Source organism: Acinetobacter sp. CS-2 (assembly GCF_016599715.1).
Lineage (GTDB): Bacteria > Pseudomonadota > Gammaproteobacteria > Pseudomonadales > Moraxellaceae > Acinetobacter.
On record NZ_CP067019.1, the window covers coordinates 592,393 to 610,967 of the forward strand.

The window sequence follows — 18,575 nt, forward strand, 5'->3', positions numbered from 1 at the left end:
GCAGCATGATGCCGGCTTACCTGTTACTGTTTATTTCTGCCTTTGGAGCGGCAACTTTATTACCGCTACAGTCTGAAGCCGTTTTATTGGCTTTTTTGGCGGAGGGTAGTCATTCAGTTCCTTGGCTACTGTTTGTTGCAAGCTTGGGAAATATTTTGGGATCCTGCGTGAACTGGTGGCTCGGTTTTAAGATTGAACATTACAAAGACAAAAAATGGTTTCCTGTTTCACAGCAGCAAATGGTGAAAGCACAGGCGAAATATCACAAATATGGCTACTGGTCATTATTGTTGAGCTGGGTACCCATCATTGGCGATCCCATTACCCTTATTGCCGGTCTGCTAAAAGAAAATTTTGCCCGATTTTTATTGATGGTTGCAATTGCTAAAATAGGGCGCTACTTGTTTATCTATCTGGCTTTTAGCCTGTTTTAAAAAACGAGATGCTTCGGCATCTCGTTTTTAATTTTGCTTATTCACAGTGATTTAGATCGAACTTAATTTCATCTTTAAAGCTGGATTTTTTATACATCCATAAAGTGCTGGCTGTGCGTTTTACATTAATTTGGCTATTTGATACGGCTTGAACAACTTTCTGGTCTAAAGCATAAATCCCCGAGCCCTGAGTAACTTTGACCTTTTTAACATCACCATGTTTATTCACTTTAAAGTTAAATTTAACCGCGCGATTGTGTCCAGCCAGTAAGTCAGAATCAAGCTCTAGCTGGGGCTGGGTACGGTATGAAAAGGCTGTTTTTCTGTTCTGTTGTTGAGCTTGCCAGTTTTTCGATTCAAACTGATAGGGACAGGCGTCAACATCCTCTTGGTCTAACTTTAAACTAAAGGTTTGATAGCCAATGAGAGGTGTTGCCGTGTCATTTTCGATATGGGGTTTGACATGTGCTTCATGCACGGCTTGAACCAGCAGGTTATCCAGATGGCTTAAGCCAGTACTTTCCTGTACGCTGGCCTTGATGACATTACCGGTTTCATCTGCATAAATGCGAATAATGGCACTGCGGTTTTGCTCTTTTAAATCTTCATTTTTATAGTTTGGATGCGGAAATTTGGTCCATTGAATGCGTGTGGTCAAATGCGCGGGAAGGGCTGCGCTTTTCTGAACGGCAAGCTGTTTAGTTGCTTTAGATTCAGCACTGTAAACAGTACTTAACGGTAAGCACATGAGTAGAGAAAAACACAGTATTTGCTTCATAAATATTTATTTCTTAGTCAAACCAGATGTTGCGGCGGTAGCGGATAAAGTTAGTGCAAAGTATTTCCTGAATTGGAAATACTGGCAAGTCTAAAAATACAATTAATGTTCTTGATCATGCACTTTGGTAATATCGACGCCAAATAAATCATGGGTTTTTGCCCAGCTTATTGCCACCACTACCATGGTCATGCAGCCACCAAAGACCGTTGCCATAATGGTGCCCATATATTTCGCAGCCAGACCGGATTCAAAAGCACCCAGTTCATTACTGGATGAGACAAACATGCCATTCACCGCGGCGACACGGCCACGCATATTTTCTGGCGGATAAATTTGCAGAATGGTCTGGCGAATGACCACTGAAATACTGTCACAGGCACCAGTCATGGCCAAAGCGAACAGCGATAGCCACAGGTTATTCGAGAAGGCAAACAACAGGGTAAACAGGCCAAAACCGGCAACGGCGAGCAACATATTACGCCAGGCATTTTGGGTTGGTGGAAATCTGGTTAAGGCAATCATGGTAATGAGAGCACCAATCGATGGCGCTGCACGCAAGTAACCCAAACCTTCAGGCCCGACTTTTAAAATATCTTCGGCAAAGATGGGCAGTAAGGCAATGACCCCGCCAAACAGCACCGAAACCAGATCCAGCGAAATGGCCCAGAGTACGATTTTGGTTTTCCAGATAAAGCGGAAACCATCTCCCAAACTTTCCAGCAGGTTGTTAGTTTCAATTTTGGGAAAACTCCGCTTTTGTAGAAGGTTAATCAGGATAAAGCAGACGGACAATAATCCGGTTACCGCCCATAAACTGTTTTCACGACCTAAAAAAGCCAGCATAAAACCGCCCAGCATGGGTCCGATAATCACGCCGCTTTGCCAGCCGATGGTGGTCCAGGTGGCACCATTGGCATAAAGCTTGCGCGGGATTAAAAAAGGCTTGAGTGAAGTAGCGGAAGGATTATAGAAGCCACGGATAGTCCCTAGGGTAAAAATAACCGCATAAATCCCCCAAGACAGTGTAGTAACGTCGATCTGTCCTAATCCATAGGAATGGAATAGCCACCATAAAACCACAGGCAAGGGCACGGCAAAAAACAGACATATTTTCATGATGGTCTGTTTGTTAAAGCGGTCGGCAAAATAACCGCCCCACAAGGACAAGGCAATAAAAGGAATGGCTTCGGCCAGACCAATTAAACCTAGTGTTAAAGGATCTTTGGTAATCTGATACAGTGAATACGCGACAATAATTTCTTGAATTAAAATGGCGAGCGTTAGGCAGAACTGGTTTATCGTGACAATGGAAAAGTCACGATAACGCAGGGCGGCAAAAGCATCCTGTGCAGGGTTCATAGCAGTCCAGTATTCTTATGGGCTGATAATTATAATGCCGAATAGTGGATTTATTAATAAAAACATCCCGCTTTTGATAGTGAAAATAAGATTAAGAGAATCTGATCATTGGTGTGCAATTTTCAGTATCTCTGCTTTTGTTTTGAGCAAAGATGCTTTAGAATATTTCCTCCCTTACCTGCAGGTCGTTTTTGCAATGGTGCAGACGTGCTGAACAGGTGTTTAAAGAGGTTGTTATGGCTAAGTTAAAAACTCGCCGTGGTGCAGCTAAACGTTTCAAAGCGACTGCTAACGGTTTCAAGCGTAAACAAGCGTTCAAACGCCACATTTTGACCAAAAAATCTGCTAAACGTATCCGTCAATTGCGCGGCTGTGTGATGGTTCACGTAAGTGACGTTGCTTCAGTTCGTGCTATGTGCCCATACATCTAAGGAGATTTATAAATGGCTCGTGTAAAACGTGGTGTACAGGCTCATCGCCGTCATAAAAAAATTCTTGCTCGTGCTAAAGGTTACTATGGCGCTCGCTCACGCGTTTACCGCGTTGCGTTCCAAGCAGTAATCAAAGCAGGTCAATACGCTTACCGTGACCGTCGTCAAAAGAAACGTCAATTCCGCGCTTTGTGGATTGCACGTATCAACGCTGGTGCTCGTCAAAATGGTTTGTCGTACAGCCGTATGATCGATGGCTTGAAAAAAGCTCAAGTGATCATCGACCGTCGCGTACTTGCTGACATCGCTATGCATGACGCAGTTGCATTTGCTGCTTTAGCTGAAAAAGCTAAAGGCGCATTAGCTGCTTAATCATCTCTCGATGATTGAAAAAGACCGCTTTTTAGCGGTCTTTTTTATTTTGGCTTTTTAAAATACATTCAATATGGGTTTCGGCTTATTTAAGGGTGGAAATACACGAGAAGCTAATTCAGTTCAATCTAATCAAACTTGCGCTTTGGAAAGCCCGATAATATAAATAGGCCAATGGCAGCAAAGCCAATCGCCTGAATGGCGAGCATTAGCTTATGTTGTGCGGGCAACACAGAAATTAAGGTAATGAATGCCATCAGCGGCATGATGAACACAAGAATCTCAAAACCTTTCTTATAAGGGTTATTTGCCGCAATTTTTAAGCTTAATGCTCTTAATACATGTATGCTCAGACCGATACCCACACTTATTCCTGTCAATATGGGGGAAAGTTGCTGTAGCGTAGAGCAGAGATAAATGATCACGCAGGTTGCAATACAGACCATCAGTTTCAGCTGGCGGCTACATTTGTCGGAATACCAGAACTCCAGCATTATTTTTGCTCATCCAAGGGGGCATTTTTATTCAATAAAGACAAGGGTGAAAACAGGCAAATGGCCAAAGCCATAAAACCAATGCCTTGGGCACCAGGGATGAGAATTTCACCATTCTGCATATGCATGAAAATCAGGGCTAGCAGCAAGGCAAGCGGAATCCAGGCCAAGAGTCGATAGAACAGACCGGTCGGGTTTTTAGCAGCAAAATGAATTTTACAGTAACGGCAAATCAGGAAAATAATACCTGTACCCATGAACATCAGGATAGCATCCGGTTTTAAAGGTTCCATCCAGTACAGTCCGCCCGTGGCAATTGCGATGACCACAAAGATCAGCAGTTTATGAAGGATGGAAGCTTTAGGATTAAACCAAAATTCGAGCATGTTTTTCTATTGGATGAATAAGAACTAAGGGCACTTTAGCATACGAGTGAGAGGGAAGCACAGATTCAACCTACCTGTAGATTATTTTAAATCTCTTTCTTAAGAGCACATAACCAGAGAGATAAAAAAAAGGAGACATTTTTTGTCTCCCTCATCCTAACCTTATACCAAAGGGAGAAGGAATTTTATTTAGCTATTTTTCTGTGGACCCCAGTCATAGATTTTCTTTTGATAGGCATACCACATCATCCAGAGGCCAATCAAAATCATCGGTACAGTCAGGAACTGGCCTTTACTCATCCAGCCAATAAATAGCTGGCCATTATCGGGTTCACGGAAGAATTCCACCACAAAACGGGCAATACCATAACCGATCAGGAACAGGGCAGAAACTGCCATACGTGGACGCGGCTTGGAGCTGAACCACCACAATACAATAAACAGGATTAAACCTTCGCCCAAAGCCTGATAAAGCTGTGAGGGATGACGGACCAATTGCAATGGATCGGTAGGAAAAATCATCCCCAGTGCAAAGTTTGGATCAGAAACCGGGCGGCCATAAAGTTCACCACCAATGAAATTGCCGATACGACCGAACATCAGGCCAGTCGGGACACAAGGGGCAATAAAGTCCAGCGTTTGAAACCAGGTTTTCTGGTATTTTTTGCACCAGAACAGCATGGCAAGCATCACACCCAGGAATCCGCCATGGAAGCTCATGCCGCCGGTCCAGACCTGAAATAACCACAGTGGATTGGCCATGAACTGTTCAAAGCCATAAAAGAATACGTAGCCTACACGACCACCCACCACGACCCCTAAGGCACCGTAGAAGATCAGGTCAGAGACCATGTCAGGTGTCCAGCCATCACGCTGTTTGGTCCTATAGGTGGCAAGTCCCCAGGCAAATAAAAATGCCAGTAAATACATCAATCCATACCAGTGGACTTGTAATGGTCCCAGCGATACCGCAACCGGGTCTATATTTGGATAGGTCAGCATTCCTGTTCCTTGTCATTATGTTTTGCACAGATTTTAGCTGAAACCTGGGAAAAATGTTGTACATTCAATGTGTAAAGATGAAGAGCATGAATTATGTGTATTGTCGCTTTAGCCTGGCAAGTTTTGCCGGATACTCCACTATGTCTGATTTCCAATCGGGATGAGTTTTATCAGCGGCCGAGTGCAGCATTACACGCTTGGGAAAACAGTCGGATTATTGCCGGAAAAGACTTGCAGTCAGGCGGCACATGGATGGGCATTACTGCATCAGGCCGCTGGGCTGTACTGACCAATTTCAGGGATGCGAGCGATAAAACACAGTATCCGACTTCACGCGGTCATTTGATACAGGCTTTTCTGGAATCCGATTTAACCCCGATCCGCTTTGCTCAAGCCTTGGAAAAACACCAGTGTGATTATGCCGGCTTTAATTTATTTTTAGGTGATTCAAATCAGGCGGTTTATATGAGTAACCGTGGTGAGGCACCGCAGGTGTTAGCCCAAGGCGTGTATGTGGTGTCCAATGGTTTAATGACCGAGCATTGGGAAAAGACCCGACATCTGCGTAAACGTTTTACCCAGGAATTTTTGCCCATGCTCCAGCAGGCAGCGACACCCGAAGCAGATCTGGAATTTGCGGTTTGGGACATTCTGGAAGATGAACGGAAAATTATTCCCGAGCTTTTGCCTCAAACCGGCATTAGTCTGGAGATGGAGGAATTACTCTCTTCGACCTTTATTCAAAGCCCGGTCTATGGTACGCGTTGTTCCAATTTTCTACGGATGAAAAATCAGCAATGGCAATGGCAGGAAAAATCCCAGCAAGGGACAACCCAGGGTAATATTATTCAGATAGATTTACCTTTAAGTAAATAAAAAATGCCGACACGAGGTCGGCATTTTTAGAAGGCAGTTTATTTACTTGGTATTGCTTTCTTTTGCATTGATGGAGCGATTGGGTCAGCCGTAATATAACCCACCGCCGCAGCGAACTTTTTGTTGTAGTTTGCATCAATTGCAGTGTCAATTTGCATCAGTAGATCTGCGCTTAAGCCGCTACGTGCACCAGTTACAGCATCGATTTTATAGAAACGATTCCATTCATCACCTGGGTGCTGGAAGTTACTCATGATGTAGGTCCAACCATTCACTTCATCTACTGCATGCAAACCTGTTGATTCTGCACCCGCTGGGGTAGATAAGATACGGTCCAATGTTTTTGTATCAACATTATATGCCCATAGATAGTTATTTAAATGGTTGCCTGAATCTTCACCGATGAACAAAGTGCGTAGTTTTTCTGAGAACTTTAAGTTATCTGGACTAGCAATTTTTTCTGGATTTGCCGTATTACCAAAAGTATCAATGCTAATATCTTCACCCATTAGTAACATATGACTTTGTGCAGGTATCCATTCACTTTGAATAAGCGTTCCTGTGCTATCAATCTGATTACCTTTAAGGTCATGTGCAAGCACGCCACCGGCTTTTAATGCTTTTGCGAATTTAATATTATGCGTAGCAACGTAACTGCTTGTATTTACAACCATTGAGTCTTGTATGTTGGCAAGTGCCGAGTAAGCCACTTTATCCTTGATATTTACCGTTGTGCCTTCCATTTTGGTAAATGCCATGCTCGCACCCATCAGGGCCGCATAACGATGGGTTTCCAGGAAAGCGGCTGCTTTTTCCATACCTGGTTTGAGTTTGACCCAAAGCTTTTTCTTCGCCAATGTGATTTCAGTATAGCTGGCATCATTTGGATTTACGTTTAAGCTTTCCATGATGTCTGTTGGTTGAATATTCTGAACATTGACCAGATCTTCAATTTCTTTGCTGGTTGCAGAACCAAGCTTAATCCACTCAATACGTGCTGTAGAGGTTTCATTTAATTCATCTTTGTATTTAGCAGCATAGAGTGTTCCCGCAGAAAGGTCTTTCTCTTTATCTGCAATGAACATAAAGAAACCGCCATTGGTATAGTCATCACCCATGATGACGGTTTTATTGTCAGGCATGACCTGAACCAGTTCATGTGAAATACGACCTAAACAATAATGCTTCTTGATGCTACCTGTACCATCTAAGTTCACGATCACTTCGGGTAAATGGCCATAGTTATATGGTTTTACTTTGGTCATATCATTATTAAAGAAATATTTTCCAAATCCAGTTGGAGCTGGACCACCAATGCCTTGGCCGAAAGCATCAGGTTCATATTCTTCACTTGAAAGATGGGTATTCCACGGAGAAAGACTTGCACCACAAGTAATCCATAAACCGTGCACCGGTGCAGTATTCACGTTGAAATATTTTTTAAGTTCTAGATGACCTGTTTTTTGATCTTGGTCAAGTGTAAGAATAGCAATTGGAGAAGGCAATTGACCGTAGGTATCTGCACCTGACTGGTCTTTTGAATTATATTCAAACTGAACCACATGGAATATTGGGGTCGTCACACCGTCTACTTTTGCATCTTTCAAATGAATTAAAGATGAACCATCTGGAGCATCAGAAAAGAATTGACGTTCTTGTCCTACGACGGATTTATCCATAATTGGGTTGCCATTCACATCAAAATAGCCACCGGCAACAATTGTTCCACCACCATGTTTTGGCACAGTTTGACCTGTAACAAAGAAGGGTTTATATGCAAGCTGATATTCTGTATTTGTTGCATCATCCCAAGTAATTTGTAGTTTTGATTTAACCGATGTCGTCGCCATGTCAGCAACCGTGTTCGGTGCAGCCATTGGGGTAAATTTAGCACTTTTAAAATTGACAGGTTTTGTCGGTGGAGTGGTAATGACGTCTGAATCACTATTATTACACCCCGTTAATGCTGCTGTTGTGGCCATTGCCCCAAGGGGTAAAAAAGGAATTCCCGCAAACCATTTTAAAAGATCACGACGAGTTGGCTGATGAGAAGTGGTTGTCATATTAAATCCGTAAAGTGTAATTAAGTTATTGTTTAGTTGGTTATCATGAGCGATTGTATAAACGGGTGATGACAGTTTTTTTACACTTTTTGGTCAATTTAAAGATAATTTATTTTATTTAAAAATAATAAAATCAATATTTTAATTAGTATAAATGAAAGATCCAAACTTGCGTTTCATGTTTGGAGCCGGGTAAAAGCAGTGTGATTATGGTTTGAATGCATGGCGCTTTTCTAACATCTTTCCAAGAAATAATCCTATTTCAAATAATAACCACATGGGAATGGCAAGCATCACCATGGAAAGTGCATCCGGTGGCGTCACAAACATGGCGACAAAGAAACAGCCCACCACAATGAAGCGGCGTTTTTCTGCCAGACTTTGCGTGCTGACCACACCAATCAGAATCAGGACTAAAGTGATAATTGGAATTTCAAAGGTTAATCCAAACACCAAAAACAGTTTTAAACAAAAGCCTAAATAACTGTTGATGTCGGTCATTGGTGCAACGCTCTCCGGCGACACACTGATAAAGAAATGCAAAATTGCCGGCAAGGTAATGAAGTAGGCAAAAGCTATGCCTAAGTAAAATAAAGAAATACTACCAGCTAAAAGTGGAATAGCGAGGTGACGCTCTTTTTCATACAGGGCCGGGCGTACAAATGACCATAGGAAGTATATGATGAGCGGTATCGCCAGCATCAAGGCCACAAATAAGTTCAGCTTAAACGGTGCCATAAAGGTTGCAGTAACATCGGTGGCAATCATGGTGGAACTGACAGGCAGTTGTTGTCTGAGCGGTTCTGACAAAAGCTGATAAGTATAATTGCGAAATGGCAATAAGCAGAAAAACAGCAGCAGGGTAATAGCAACGATTTTAAATAGATACTGACGCAGAACGATTAAATGCTGCATCACAGGCATTTGTTCTAGATTTTCAGTCTCTGATTTGACTTCAGCAGCAGGCAATTGACTTTGGCTCATACGGCAATCTTCAATGTAGAGGGGAGATAAGAGCGTGAAACCTTGACTGCATCAGCGCCATGTAACTGAACAAAATTCGCTGAAAAGGGTGTCAAACGACACGGACTGAGCCAGGTATAACGGGGGGAAGATGGCTCTTGAGTCTTTTCTTGTTGTGTTGACTGGGTTAAATGATCCAGCTGCTTTTGCAAGCGTTGTTCTATTTCTGTCATGCGGTCAATTTCTTTCTGAATTTCTTCACGAAACTCTGAAAGTTTCAGTTCCCGATCGACTTCGGTTTGCACACTATGAATAAAGCGCTTTGCTTTACCATACCATTTCGCGGCAAAACGCGCAGCTTCGGGCAGTTTTTCAGGACCCAAAACCAGCAGTGCAATAATGGCAAAGCACAGCAGTTCAGTCATACCGATATTTAGCATGGCTGCACTCGCTTAGCTTTTTACAGTATTTTCAGTGTTTTTAACCTGAGCATCAATGGTGCGGGGCTCTTGCAGTTGAGCATGTTCAGCATCATCATCTTTAATCGATTTTTTAAAATCCTTAACGGCACCACCGACATCTTTACCCAGATTTTTCAGTTTGGATGTGCCAAACAATAAAATCACTACAATTGCAAAAATGACAACGTGCCAAATTGATAATCCTGCCATGAAAATATCCTCATTTTTATTGAGAACTATCTCAACAGGTCTGTATGACATTGCCGTGACGTTTCTGTTTCGGTTTTAAGACAAAGCGATTCATGGCTAGATGAATATGAAAAATGAGCCCTGCAAGATCATGTTTGAATATCAGCTGTGCTAGGATGGACTTCTTCAGTAAAAAACCAAGTTTGCACCCTCATGGCACTGATTCTTCCTCTTATTTCTTTTCTTGCCGGATATTGGGGAGTGCATGTTTTAAAGCCGATCCGGCCATTACTGGCAGCTTTGCTGGCTCGTCTCTTTATACCGCTGCTGATCATTTACAATATGGTGTTTTATAAAGAAGGCAGTCTGTGGCTGATCTGTTTCAGCTTGTTCAGTTCGATTATTTTCTTCAGTGGTTTTTATTATTTTCAACAAGACAAATTACGTGCCCTGTGTTTTAGTTATTTGAATGGTGCATGGCTAGGTCTGCCTTTTGCTTTAGCCATCTTTGGACCGGAAGCCAGCAGCACCATTGTGGCCTTATATATCGGCGGTTCTTTGTTTGGCAATATCTGTGCAGTGATGGCGGTGAGTGAAACCCGGCAGGATAGGGGATTTATTATTAAAAATGTAATGCTTTCGCCCCCTGTCATTGCCTTGACCACGGCTGCTGTTTTGTCATTCTGGGACTTTAGCAGCTACGAATCTCATCCCGTAATACAGCTGATTTACCAGGCCAATAAAGTCTTGGTGACCTTTGCCGGTATGTGTGTTTTGGGTATGTGGCTGAGTAAGGTCAGGATTGGCTGGAGTGATTTGAAACGTAGCTTATTGATCATCAGTAGCCGTATGTTATTGTCTGTTTTATTGTGTGCAGCAGCTTATCTGTTTTTGCCTATTCCGCATCAAATACTGACCTATGCCGTTATGTTGATGTTCTTTCTATTGCCGCCGGCGGCCAATATTGTAGCGCTAGAAACGCATTATCAGGGGACGGGTTATTCAGCAAAATATATTGCGTCGGGTACTGTGGCCAGTGCGATATTGATTGGGATTTATGGATTAGTGTTGCATAGTTTCGTGCCGAATCTATGATTTATGACATGTTTAGAAGAGTTTTGAAAGTTCTCTCTCCCTTTGGGAGATAGTTAGAGAGAGGGTTTTGAAAGATTAACCTCCCTTGCGAAGCTGAGCTTCTCATCCCTCCTAAAAGGAGGGAGAATAAATAATGAAATTACTTCTCTAGGCTCGCTTTAAACAACTGCATCGCCTGACCACGATGGCTGATTTTATTTTTATCTTCCTTACTCATCTCTGCACTAGAAATACCCAGTTCAGGCAACCAGAATAGCGGGTCATAACCAAAACCGTTTTTGCCACGAGGCGCTTCCAGCACTTCACCTGTCCAGATGCCTTGAAAAATTTGAGGCAGCGGATCTTCAGCATGTTGAACCAGGGCAAGCACGCAGACAAACATGCCTTCAATAGTTTCGCCTTCTTTACGCAGCGGTTTAAGTCGGGTTAAGAGCTTTTCATTGTTTGCGGCATCATTGCCATGTTCACCGGCAAAGCGTGCAGAATAAATGCCCGGCGCACCACCGAGGACTGGAACACAAATTCCAGAATCATCGGCAATCGCCGGTTTGCCTGAAATTTTAGATGCATGACGGGCTTTAATAATGGCATTTTCAACAAAGCTCAAACCATCTTCAATCGCATCTTCAATATTCAGTTTGCCTTGAGGAATCACTTCAACAGGTAGATTTAACTCTGCAAACATTTTTTCAAATTCGGCAATTTTTCCTTTGTTGTTGCTTGCCAGTACCAGTGTTCCTTGCGATAACCAATCTTGAGATGCCATTGTTGAGCTCTTTGTATCAATAAATATGAGCTTAGTTTAACGGATTTTTAATCTGTGATTGACATCAGCAAGGCTTATTGTCAGTTTTAATCAAATAATAATAAATGCAGGAAAAATCATGATTAGAGTAGCCAAATTAAAAGATGGTGCAGAGATACAGCAGCTGATTCAACCTTATATTGCTGATTTTGCAATGAATGCAGAAGGCGAGCAGAAATTTAGTCGGGCTGCTTTAGAAGATTTATTGCAACAAGCAGCAGTTCATTATTTTGTTTATGAAAGAGCTGACAGACTGATTGCAGTGATTGCTTATAGAGAACCAGCGCACATCCTCCATTTTTTTGTAGATCGAGCTTATCAGGGGCAGGGGATTGGGCGAATGTTATGGAATCATCTGTTACAGCAATTTGAATTTGGGAATAGGCCACAATTTAGTGTCAATTCGAGTTGCTATGCTGTGCCCATCTATCAAAAATTTGGTTTTCAATGTATTTCGGATATTTGTGAATATAGCGGTTTGCGTTTTATTAAAATGATTCATATTGAATCGGAGATTACATAAAAAAAGCACCCGAAGGTGCTTTATAGAATTAGGCAGAATTACTGTGCCTGAATCCACTTGTCCGCACGGTCACGTGCCTGACGAATCTGTTCTTGGCTCAAGTTGGCAGCCAAAGCGGTTTTCTTACCTTCAGACAGTGAAATCACTTTATTGTCGAGCATACCGTCACGGGTAGACAATTCATACCACTGATATGCGCCAACATAGTTTTTCTTTTGTTCTTCCATCATCGCCAAGTTAAAGCTGGCACGGTTATCGCCACGGCTTGCTGCTTTTTCAAAATATTTACGTGCCAAAGCTTCATCTTTTTTGGTGCCAATACCATCAGCCAGCATGCGACCGACATTCAATTGTGCAGCAGTCAGACCTTGATCGGCAGCAGCTTTGTACCAGGAAAAAGCTTGCTGCTCATCTCTCTGAACATCCTTGCCGTATTGATATTTGGTACCAAGATAGAATTGTGCAGCGGGTTGACCGGCTTTGGCAGCTTTGGTCAGATTGTTGATATCCATAACTGAATATTGCGCAGCCTGGCTCGAAACCGATGCCGTAGGTGCAACATATTCTGCATGGGCTTGAATGCTAAACAGTCCAGCCAATAGTGTGCTTAATAATATTTTTTTCATAGTGCGCTCACTCGATAAATAGCGACTTCACCAAACAGATTCGGGATATGTTTACTGAGTAAACTACCTTGCTGATCCCCATTCACGGCAAGTCGATTAATAATCCGGATATCATTTTCCGCACACAGTGCTTCAAAATCACGGAAAGTACATAAATGAATATTTGGCGTGTTATACCACATATACGGTAAAGCTTCCGAAACCGGCATCCTTCCTTTTAATGCCAAGAAAGACCGGGTCTTCCAGTGGGCAAAGTTAGGAAAGGTGATAATCGCCTGTTTCCCCACACGCACCATATCACGCAATAATACGTCTGGTGCATCTACAGCTTGCAAGGCCTGTGCCATCACCACATAGTCGAAGGACTGGTCTGCAAAGCGGCTTAAACCGAGGTTTAAGTCTTGTTGGATAATATTTAACCCCCGACTTACCGCAATTGCAATCTTTTCCTGATCAATTTCTAGGCCATATGCACGAATATTGTGCTTTTTGCTCATATGGGCCAGCAGTTCGCCATCGCCACAGCCTAAATCCAGTACGCTGGAATCGGGCTTAATCCATTTTTCTGCCAGTTGATGATCGATACGCATTACACAGTCTCCTTAGGTGTGGCTTCGAGGTGTTCTGCACCACCTAAAAATGCACGTAATGATTTAACGTAAAGCGGAATCGGGAACAGGAACGAGTCGTGACCCTGTTCTGCATCAATATCGACATAGCTGACAGGTTTATGGTTGCTGATCAGTGCATCGACAATTTCTTGTGAACGCTGTGGGGTAAAACGCCAGTCGGTGGTAAAGGACACCACCAGAAACTTGCATTGGGTATTGGCCATGGCTTTTTTCAATGACTGCTCATACTCGCGTGATGGGTCAAAGTAGTCCAGCGCCTTGGTCATAATCAGGTAAGTGTTGGCATCAAAGTTACGGCTGAACTGCTCGCCCTGATAACGCAAATAACTTTCGACCTGGAACTCAACGTCAAAACCGTACATAAATTTACCCGACTTCAAGTCACGGCCAAATTTCTGTTTCATGGCTTCTTCAGACAGATAGGTAATATGACCGACCATACGTGCCAGAATCAGCCCGCGTTTAGGATAGCTGTCATTTTCCAGATAACGACCATTATGGAAGTCGGGATCAGACAGAATTGACTGACGTGCCACTTCGTTAAAGGCAATATTCTGTGCCGATAGTTTTGGAGCACTGGCAATGATCACGCATTTTTTTAAACGCTCTGGATAATCCACCGACCATTGCAAAGCCTGCATGCCGCCCAGAGAACCGCCAATAATGGCATACCAGACATCAATGCCCATACGGTCAGAGAGCAGGGCCTGGGTTTTGACCCAGTCACGCACGGTGACCAGAGGAAAATCCGGTCCATAAGGACGGTTGTCATTTTCCGGATTGGGCGAAATCGGGCCGGTTGAACCGCTGCAACCGCCAATATTATTCAGGGCGACGACAAAGAATTTAGAGGTATCAATGGCTTTACATGGTCCAATACATGCATCCCACCAACCCGGTTTGCGGTCATCTTCATGATGATAACCTGCCGCATGGTGATGGCCAGACAAGGCATGACAAATCAGAATGGCATTGGATTTGTCGGCATTGAGTTCGCCATAAGTTTCGACCATGAGCTCAAAACGTGGAAGAATTCGGTCACATTCGAGCTCTAACGGCTCTTCGAAAATAAACTTTTGCGGGGTAACTAAGCCCACTGAGTCAGCTGGAAAAGACACAGGAAATTTTCGCCTTAAATCTTTAGGATGAATAACAAAAGGATACCACTTGAGGGTATCCTTTCTAAAGTTTTTTATTTGATAAAGCTTATACTGCAGCAGCAATGACCTGATCGGTACTTAATACACCCTGGTCAATCAAGCGGTTGGTGCAGGCAATAATCGCTTCGATAGATGAGGTCACGATGTTGTCATGCACTCCAGCACCAAAGGCTGATTTACCGGCACCTTTGACCTGAAGCTCAACCAAGGCCAAGGCTTTGGCATTTGCACCAGAACCGATACTGCGTTCTTCATAGTTCAACACATCAATTGGCAACTGTAATGCATTCAAGATGGCAGAAATCGGTCCATTGCCTTCACCACGCAAGTGCTGAACTTCGCCGTTTACTTCAATATCTAACTCAATGACTTGATTGCCATTTTCATCGGACAATTTGTAGTTTTTGGCAGAGTAATGGGAATCTTTCACGGCCACATAAGTATCTTTAAACAATGCCCATATGTCTTGTGCAGAAACTTCTTTGGCTTGCTCGTCAGTCACCTGTTGAACCACTTGCGAAAATTCAATCTGTAAACGACGCGGCAACACCACGTTGTAATTGGATTCTAACAAGTAGGCAATACCGCCTTTACCAGATTGTGAGTTGACACGAATCACGGCATCGTAATCACGGCCCAAGTCTTTAGGATCGATTGGCAAGTAAGGCATATCCCAGATTTCTTCATTTTTCTGGAATTCAAAACCTTTCTTGATGGCATCCTGATGTGAACCGGAGAATGCAGTGAACACCAAGTCGCCTGCATATGGATGGCGAGGGTGAACTGGCAAGCCTGTGCATTCTTCAACAGTGGCAATAATTTCGTTAATGTTGGAGAAATCTAGGTGCGGTGCAACACCCTGGGTATACATGTTCAAGGCCACAGCTGCCACATCGACGTTACCGGTACGTTCGCCATTGCCAAAGACACAACCTTCGACACGGTCTGCACCCGCCATAATCGCCAATTCAGTCGCTGCGATACCACAACCACGGTCATTGTGGCAGTGTACGGAAATAATCACACCATCACGACGCTCGATATTGCGGTGCATCCACTCCACCTGGTCGGCATAGATATTCGGGCTAGATACCTCTACTGTTGCAGGTAAGTTTAAAATCACTTTATTTTCAGGTGATGCTTCCCAGATTTCAGTCACGGCATCACAGGCCGCTTTCGCCACTTCCAATTCGGTTGCAGAGAAACATTCTGGACTGTACTGGAATACAAATTCAGTTTCAGGATATTGTGCTGCGTATTGTTTCACTTTTTGAGCAGCATTAATTGCTAACTGACGTGCACCTTCCACATCCACATTCAAAACTTTTTGACGGAAAGTCGGAGAGTTTGAGTTGTAGATATGCACGATGGCACGTTTTGCACCGACCAAGGATTCGAAAGTACGCTGAATCAAGTGATCACGCGCCTGCACTAAAACTTCAATGTACACATCATCCGGAATATGACCTTCTTCAATCAATTTGCGGGTGAAGTCAAAGTCAATTTGCGATGCAGACGGGAAGCCAATTTCAATATGCTTGAAACCAATTTTCACCAACATCTGGAACATCTTGAATTTTTGATCCATATCCATCGGTTCAAAAATGGCTTGGTTACCATCACGTAAGTCGGTACTCATCCAAATTGGCGCTTTGGTAATTTCGTTATTTGGCCATTGACGGTCTGGCAAGTCGACACGCTGGTACATGCGACGATATTTTTTACTTGGATCAGCCAACATCATGAGGTAACTCCTTGGGTAGCAACGGTTGCTTTCAGTGGTAGATCACGGCAACGTACTACGAATATAGATTGTGTCTATTCTAGCAATTTACAAGTCTGACCTTGGAAGACATTAGTCGAAAGTTGTAATAAAACCAATGCTTTCTTATAAGTTAGTTTTACCACAGACTTTGTAAATCTATAACTTAATATTAATCCATTTATTCCGAAAATATTTTTCTATTTTTGCATCCAAAACATGACTTAAGAAAATATTTTTCAATAATTTTGTTTTTTGTGGAAAATGTACTCATCAGTGATGTCATTTAGCGTGGCTGTTCCCATTAATGCCATGGTAATCTCAAATTCTTCCTTCAGTATTTTAATCACATGTGCCACACCCAGTGCTCCCGCAGTTGCCAGTCCATAAATATAAGGACGCCCGATGAAAACTGCCGCAGCGCCCAGGGCAATGGCTTTAAACACATCTGAACCACGGCGAATTCCGCCATCGTATAGCAGCGGAAAATCGGCCGGCAGCACTTTTTTAATCAACTGCAATGCAGTCAGTGGAGGAATGCAAGTATCTAATACACGACCGCCATGATTGGATACAATCAGGCCTTGTACGCCGTGCTGTATGGCCAGCAGCGCATCCTGCGGATTGACGATTCCTTTTAAAATAACCGGTAATGAGGTCTGCTGAACCATCCAGGCAATATCCTCCCAAGTCGGTGCAATTTTCATCAAACCATTAAATACGGGATGATCCCCCTTATGCAGTTCAGGTAAGGGGATATGCGCCGGGGTATGCGGATGTTGCATACCTTCCGGTAAATGGAAAAATACCCGGCGTTCACGGTCACGGATGCCAGTATGCGGTGAATCTACGGTAATCACCAGGGCTTGAAAATTTTGTTGCTCGGCCAGTTTCACCAAAGCAAGCGATTTTTCCCGGTCACCTTGCCAGTACAGCTGAAACCACTTGTATGGATTGTCCTGTTTCAGTTGGCGCATGTCGGTATTGCTAAAGGTACTGAGTACCATATTACTGCCCAGCACTTCTGCTGCCAGCGCGGTTGCTGCTTCAGCTTCAGGATGGAACTGCTGCTGGTGTCCAATCGGGGCCAGAAAAATCGGGTGCGGATATTCCTGCCCTAAAATTTTACAGCGGGTATGACCTTGAGTCAGGTCTTTGAGCATTCGGGGCAATAAGTGAATCTGTTGAAACTGATCCAGATTGTCGCGAACACTGACCTCATCCATAGAGCCGCCTTGCAAGTACTGCCAGACCATATCAGACAGATGCTTTTGTGCTTCAATTTCATAATCGGCAAGGGTTTGTAAATAAGCCGGAATCTGCGAGAGGGGAGCAGGGGGTACAACAGTTTTCATAGGTCTCCCCATTGGCGTAATAGGTTATGGTAATGACTGGTCAAACCCAGAATTTCTTCGCTATCGCCAATCTGCTGGCGTAACTTAATAATGTTCATATCCAGGTTAAACAGCATACTGCGTTGCCAGTCATCTTTGACCATGCTTTGTATCCAGGTACATGCCGCAATCCGCTTGCCTTGGGTCACTGGTTCCACCCGATGTAAGCTGGTGGCCGGGTAGAGTATGGCATCTCCCGCATCGAGCTTGACTTCATGACTGCCATAATTGTCTTCAACAATCAGTTCACCGCCTGCATATTCATCCGGTTCAGATAAAAATACGGTGATGGAAACGTCAGTCCGAATGGCTTGTCCAATGCTGCTGGAATATTGCACGGCATTATCGACATGATTGCCATAATGCCCCTGATCCTGATAGCAGTTAAATAAAGGCGGAAGAATATGCTTGGGCAATGCCGCAGATTTGAGCAGGAGGTTGTGTTGTAAGGCCTGAAGAATTTTGGCCGCAAAGGATTGATAAGCAATGCTGTTGGGATCAATCTGTAGATTATTTTTTATTTTTTGTGCCTGAAAGCCGGCACTGTGCTGACCCTGAATCCAGGCCTGACTGTTATCTAATTGTTGTCGTAGCTCGACAACCTGCTGTTTGCTTAGAATTTCAGGAATATGTAACATCATCAGCTTGATCTGCATCCCTAACATTAATTGGATTCAAAAATAAATAATGTAGTGCATTAGATATAACACACTACATCTGGTCTAAAGTGGGCAGAATGAACTGTTTTGCTTAAAACTTCTTTGTAC

22 protein-coding genes are annotated in these 18,575 nt (G+C 43.3%); 6 read left to right on the forward strand and 16 right to left on the reverse strand.

Features of this window, described 5'->3' with window-relative positions:
• Positions 1-5 precede the first annotated feature (5 nt).
• Positions 6-434: a YqaA family protein gene (locus tag JFY49_RS02735; protein WP_200223640.1), complete on the forward strand. Its 429-nt coding sequence runs from the start codon at positions 6-8 to the stop codon at positions 432-434.
• A gap of 37 nt (positions 435-471) precedes the next feature.
• On the opposite strand, the gene JFY49_RS02740 is transcribed toward JFY49_RS02735, so the two are convergent.
• Together JFY49_RS02740 and JFY49_RS02745 are read right to left on the reverse strand one after the other, a co-directional pair.
• A complete protein-coding gene (locus JFY49_RS02740; protein WP_200223642.1) occupies positions 472-1,212 on the reverse strand; it encodes an energy transducer TonB in 741 nt (246 codons plus the stop codon).
• 102 nt (positions 1,213-1,314) lie between these two features.
• A complete protein-coding gene (locus tag JFY49_RS02745) occupies positions 1,315-2,574 on the reverse strand; it encodes an MFS transporter (RefSeq protein WP_200223644.1) in 1,260 nt (419 codons plus the stop codon).
• A 236-nt stretch (positions 2,575-2,810) separates the two neighbouring features.
• On the opposite strand from JFY49_RS02745, the gene rpmI reads away from it, so the two are divergent.
• Together rpmI and rplT are read left to right on the forward strand one after the other, a co-directional pair.
• A complete protein-coding gene (rpmI, locus tag JFY49_RS02750) occupies positions 2,811-3,005 on the forward strand; it encodes a 50S ribosomal protein L35 (RefSeq protein ID WP_004637967.1) in 195 nt (64 codons plus the stop codon).
• Between the two features lie 12 nt (positions 3,006-3,017).
• Positions 3,018-3,377 carry a 50S ribosomal protein L20 gene (gene rplT / locus JFY49_RS02755; protein ID WP_004867327.1) on the forward strand — a complete coding sequence of 120 codons (360 nt, stop codon included), beginning with the start codon at positions 3,018-3,020 and terminating at the stop codon, positions 3,375-3,377.
• A 128-nt stretch (positions 3,378-3,505) separates the two neighbouring features.
• Here rplT and JFY49_RS02760 read toward each other — a convergent pair whose 3' ends face one another.
• The 3 genes from JFY49_RS02760 to lgt form a co-directional block, all read right to left on the reverse strand.
• On the reverse strand, positions 3,506-3,871 hold the full coding sequence (locus tag JFY49_RS02760; RefSeq protein ID WP_200223645.1) for a hypothetical protein: 366 nt from the start codon (positions 3,869-3,871) through the stop codon (positions 3,506-3,508).
• Positions 3,871-4,257, reverse strand: coding sequence for a hypothetical protein (locus JFY49_RS02765; RefSeq protein ID WP_200223646.1), 387 nt, complete (start codon positions 4,255-4,257; stop codon positions 3,871-3,873). The genes JFY49_RS02760 and JFY49_RS02765 overlap by 1 nt, the downstream gene beginning before the upstream one ends.
• Positions 4,258-4,446: 189 nt before the next feature.
• Entirely contained in the window at positions 4,447-5,259 is an 813-nt protein-coding gene (gene lgt, locus JFY49_RS02770; RefSeq protein WP_180043702.1) for a prolipoprotein diacylglyceryl transferase, read from the reverse strand.
• 93 nt (positions 5,260-5,352) lie between these two features.
• Here lgt and JFY49_RS02775 point away from each other — a divergent pair, with 93 nt between their 5' ends.
• Positions 5,353-6,135, forward strand: a complete 783-nt coding sequence (locus tag JFY49_RS02775; protein WP_200223648.1) for an NRDE family protein — start codon at positions 5,353-5,355, stop codon at positions 6,133-6,135.
• Between the two features lie 38 nt (positions 6,136-6,173).
• Here the strand turns inward: JFY49_RS02775 and JFY49_RS02780 are convergent, their stop codons facing one another.
• From JFY49_RS02780 to tatA, 4 genes are all read right to left on the reverse strand, one after another.
• Complete coding sequence (locus JFY49_RS02780) at positions 6,174-8,198, reverse strand: PhoX family protein (protein WP_200223650.1); 2,025 nt, start codon at positions 8,196-8,198, stop codon at positions 6,174-6,176.
• Positions 8,199-8,405: 207 nt separating this feature from the next.
• Complete coding sequence (tatC, locus tag JFY49_RS02785; RefSeq protein WP_200223653.1) at positions 8,406-9,182, reverse strand: twin-arginine translocase subunit TatC; 777 nt, start codon at positions 9,180-9,182, stop codon at positions 8,406-8,408.
• Complete coding sequence (tatB, locus tag JFY49_RS02790) at positions 9,179-9,601, reverse strand: Sec-independent protein translocase protein TatB (RefSeq protein WP_200223655.1); 423 nt, start codon at positions 9,599-9,601, stop codon at positions 9,179-9,181. The genes tatC and tatB overlap by 4 nt, the downstream gene beginning before the upstream one ends.
• A 12-nt stretch (positions 9,602-9,613) precedes the next feature.
• On the reverse strand, positions 9,614-9,832 hold the full coding sequence (tatA, locus tag JFY49_RS02795) for a Sec-independent protein translocase subunit TatA (protein WP_200223657.1): 219 nt from the start codon (positions 9,830-9,832) through the stop codon (positions 9,614-9,616).
• 192 nt (positions 9,833-10,024) lie between these two features.
• Here tatA and JFY49_RS02800 point away from each other — a divergent pair, with 192 nt between their 5' ends.
• On the forward strand, positions 10,025-10,906 hold the full coding sequence (locus JFY49_RS02800) for a permease (protein ID WP_200223659.1): 882 nt from the start codon (positions 10,025-10,027) through the stop codon (positions 10,904-10,906).
• A gap of 139 nt (positions 10,907-11,045) precedes the next feature.
• Here JFY49_RS02800 and rdgB read toward each other — a convergent pair whose 3' ends face one another.
• Entirely contained in the window at positions 11,046-11,672 is a 627-nt protein-coding gene (gene rdgB, locus JFY49_RS02805) for an RdgB/HAM1 family non-canonical purine NTP pyrophosphatase (protein ID WP_200223662.1), read from the reverse strand.
• 58 nt (positions 11,673-11,730) lie between these two features.
• On the opposite strand from rdgB, the gene JFY49_RS02810 reads away from it, so the two are divergent.
• Positions 11,731-12,234 (forward strand): GNAT family N-acetyltransferase, encoded by a 504-nt coding sequence (locus JFY49_RS02810; RefSeq protein ID WP_227609528.1) that lies wholly within the window; start codon positions 11,731-11,733, stop codon positions 12,232-12,234.
• A 38-nt stretch (positions 12,235-12,272) separates the two neighbouring features.
• On the opposite strand, the gene JFY49_RS02815 is transcribed toward JFY49_RS02810, so the two are convergent.
• The 6 genes from JFY49_RS02815 to JFY49_RS02840 all read right to left on the reverse strand — a co-directional run bounded on the left by JFY49_RS02815 (position 12,273) and on the right by JFY49_RS02840 (position 18,449).
• The gene (locus tag JFY49_RS02815; RefSeq protein WP_200223664.1) at positions 12,273-12,860 is read right to left on the reverse strand and encodes a tetratricopeptide repeat protein; all 588 of its coding nucleotides are present in this window, start codon (positions 12,858-12,860) and stop codon (positions 12,273-12,275) included.
• The gene (gene metW, locus JFY49_RS02820; RefSeq protein WP_086175817.1) at positions 12,857-13,450 is read right to left on the reverse strand and encodes a methionine biosynthesis protein MetW; all 594 of its coding nucleotides are present in this window, start codon (positions 13,448-13,450) and stop codon (positions 12,857-12,859) included. The genes JFY49_RS02815 and metW overlap by 4 nt, the downstream gene beginning before the upstream one ends.
• Entirely contained in the window at positions 13,450-14,610 is a 1,161-nt protein-coding gene (metX, locus tag JFY49_RS02825) for a homoserine O-succinyltransferase MetX (RefSeq protein ID WP_200223665.1), read from the reverse strand. The genes metW and metX overlap by 1 nt, the downstream gene beginning before the upstream one ends.
• 88 nt (positions 14,611-14,698) lie before the next feature.
• Positions 14,699-16,396 (reverse strand): 2-isopropylmalate synthase, encoded by a 1,698-nt coding sequence (gene leuA, locus JFY49_RS02830; protein WP_086195407.1) that lies wholly within the window; start codon positions 16,394-16,396, stop codon positions 14,699-14,701.
• A gap of 257 nt (positions 16,397-16,653) precedes the next feature.
• Positions 16,654-17,769, reverse strand: coding sequence for an alpha-hydroxy acid oxidase (locus JFY49_RS02835; RefSeq protein WP_227609530.1), 1,116 nt, complete (start codon positions 17,767-17,769; stop codon positions 16,654-16,656).
• Positions 17,766-18,449, reverse strand: a complete 684-nt coding sequence (locus JFY49_RS02840) for a Fe2+-dependent dioxygenase (protein ID WP_200224781.1) — start codon at positions 18,447-18,449, stop codon at positions 17,766-17,768. The genes JFY49_RS02835 and JFY49_RS02840 overlap by 4 nt, the downstream gene beginning before the upstream one ends.
• Positions 18,450-18,575: the final 126 nt, after the last annotated feature.

What these genes read in the sequence shown, in the direction of transcription:
- JFY49_RS02760 (WP_200223645.1), bottom strand. Translation starts at nt 3,871, where the DNA reads ATGCTGGAGTTCTGGTATTCCGACAAATGTAGCCGCCAGCTGAAACTG.
- tatB (WP_200223655.1), bottom strand. Translation starts at nt 9,601, where the DNA reads ATGCTAAATATCGGTATGACTGAACTGCTGTGCTTTGCCATTATTGCA.
- rplT (WP_004867327.1), top strand. Translation starts at nt 3,018, where the DNA reads ATGGCTCGTGTAAAACGTGGTGTACAGGCTCATCGCCGTCATAAAAAA.
- rpmI (WP_004637967.1), top strand. Translation starts at nt 2,811, where the DNA reads ATGGCTAAGTTAAAAACTCGCCGTGGTGCAGCTAAACGTTTCAAAGCG.
- JFY49_RS02775 (WP_200223648.1), top strand. Translation starts at nt 5,353, where the DNA reads ATGTGTATTGTCGCTTTAGCCTGGCAAGTTTTGCCGGATACTCCACTA.
- metW (WP_086175817.1), bottom strand. Translation starts at nt 13,450, where the DNA reads ATGCGTATCGATCATCAACTGGCAGAAAAATGGATTAAGCCCGATTCC.
- JFY49_RS02840 (WP_200224781.1), bottom strand. Translation starts at nt 18,449, where the DNA reads ATGATGTTACATATTCCTGAAATTCTAAGCAAACAGCAGGTTGTCGAG.
- JFY49_RS02765 (WP_200223646.1), bottom strand. Translation starts at nt 4,257, where the DNA reads ATGCTCGAATTTTGGTTTAATCCTAAAGCTTCCATCCTTCATAAACTG.
- JFY49_RS02835 (WP_227609530.1), bottom strand. Translation starts at nt 17,769, where the DNA reads ATGAAAACTGTTGTACCCCCTGCTCCCCTCTCGCAGATTCCGGCTTAT.
- rdgB (WP_200223662.1), bottom strand. Translation starts at nt 11,672, where the DNA reads ATGGCATCTCAAGATTGGTTATCGCAAGGAACACTGGTACTGGCAAGC.
- tatA (WP_200223657.1), bottom strand. Translation starts at nt 9,832, where the DNA reads ATGGCAGGATTATCAATTTGGCACGTTGTCATTTTTGCAATTGTAGTG.
- leuA (WP_086195407.1), bottom strand. Translation starts at nt 16,396, where the DNA reads ATGATGTTGGCTGATCCAAGTAAAAAATATCGTCGCATGTACCAGCGT.
- tatC (WP_200223653.1), bottom strand. Translation starts at nt 9,182, where the DNA reads ATGAGCCAAAGTCAATTGCCTGCTGCTGAAGTCAAATCAGAGACTGAA.
- JFY49_RS02780 (WP_200223650.1), bottom strand. Translation starts at nt 8,198, where the DNA reads ATGACAACCACTTCTCATCAGCCAACTCGTCGTGATCTTTTAAAATGG.
- JFY49_RS02745 (WP_200223644.1), bottom strand. Translation starts at nt 2,574, where the DNA reads ATGAACCCTGCACAGGATGCTTTTGCCGCCCTGCGTTATCGTGACTTT.
- JFY49_RS02735 (WP_200223640.1), top strand. Translation starts at nt 6, where the DNA reads ATGATGCCGGCTTACCTGTTACTGTTTATTTCTGCCTTTGGAGCGGCA.
- JFY49_RS02800 (WP_200223659.1), top strand. Translation starts at nt 10,025, where the DNA reads ATGGCACTGATTCTTCCTCTTATTTCTTTTCTTGCCGGATATTGGGGA.
- JFY49_RS02815 (WP_200223664.1), bottom strand. Translation starts at nt 12,860, where the DNA reads ATGAAAAAAATATTATTAAGCACACTATTGGCTGGACTGTTTAGCATT.
- JFY49_RS02740 (WP_200223642.1), bottom strand. Translation starts at nt 1,212, where the DNA reads ATGAAGCAAATACTGTGTTTTTCTCTACTCATGTGCTTACCGTTAAGT.
- lgt (WP_180043702.1), bottom strand. Translation starts at nt 5,259, where the DNA reads ATGCTGACCTATCCAAATATAGACCCGGTTGCGGTATCGCTGGGACCA.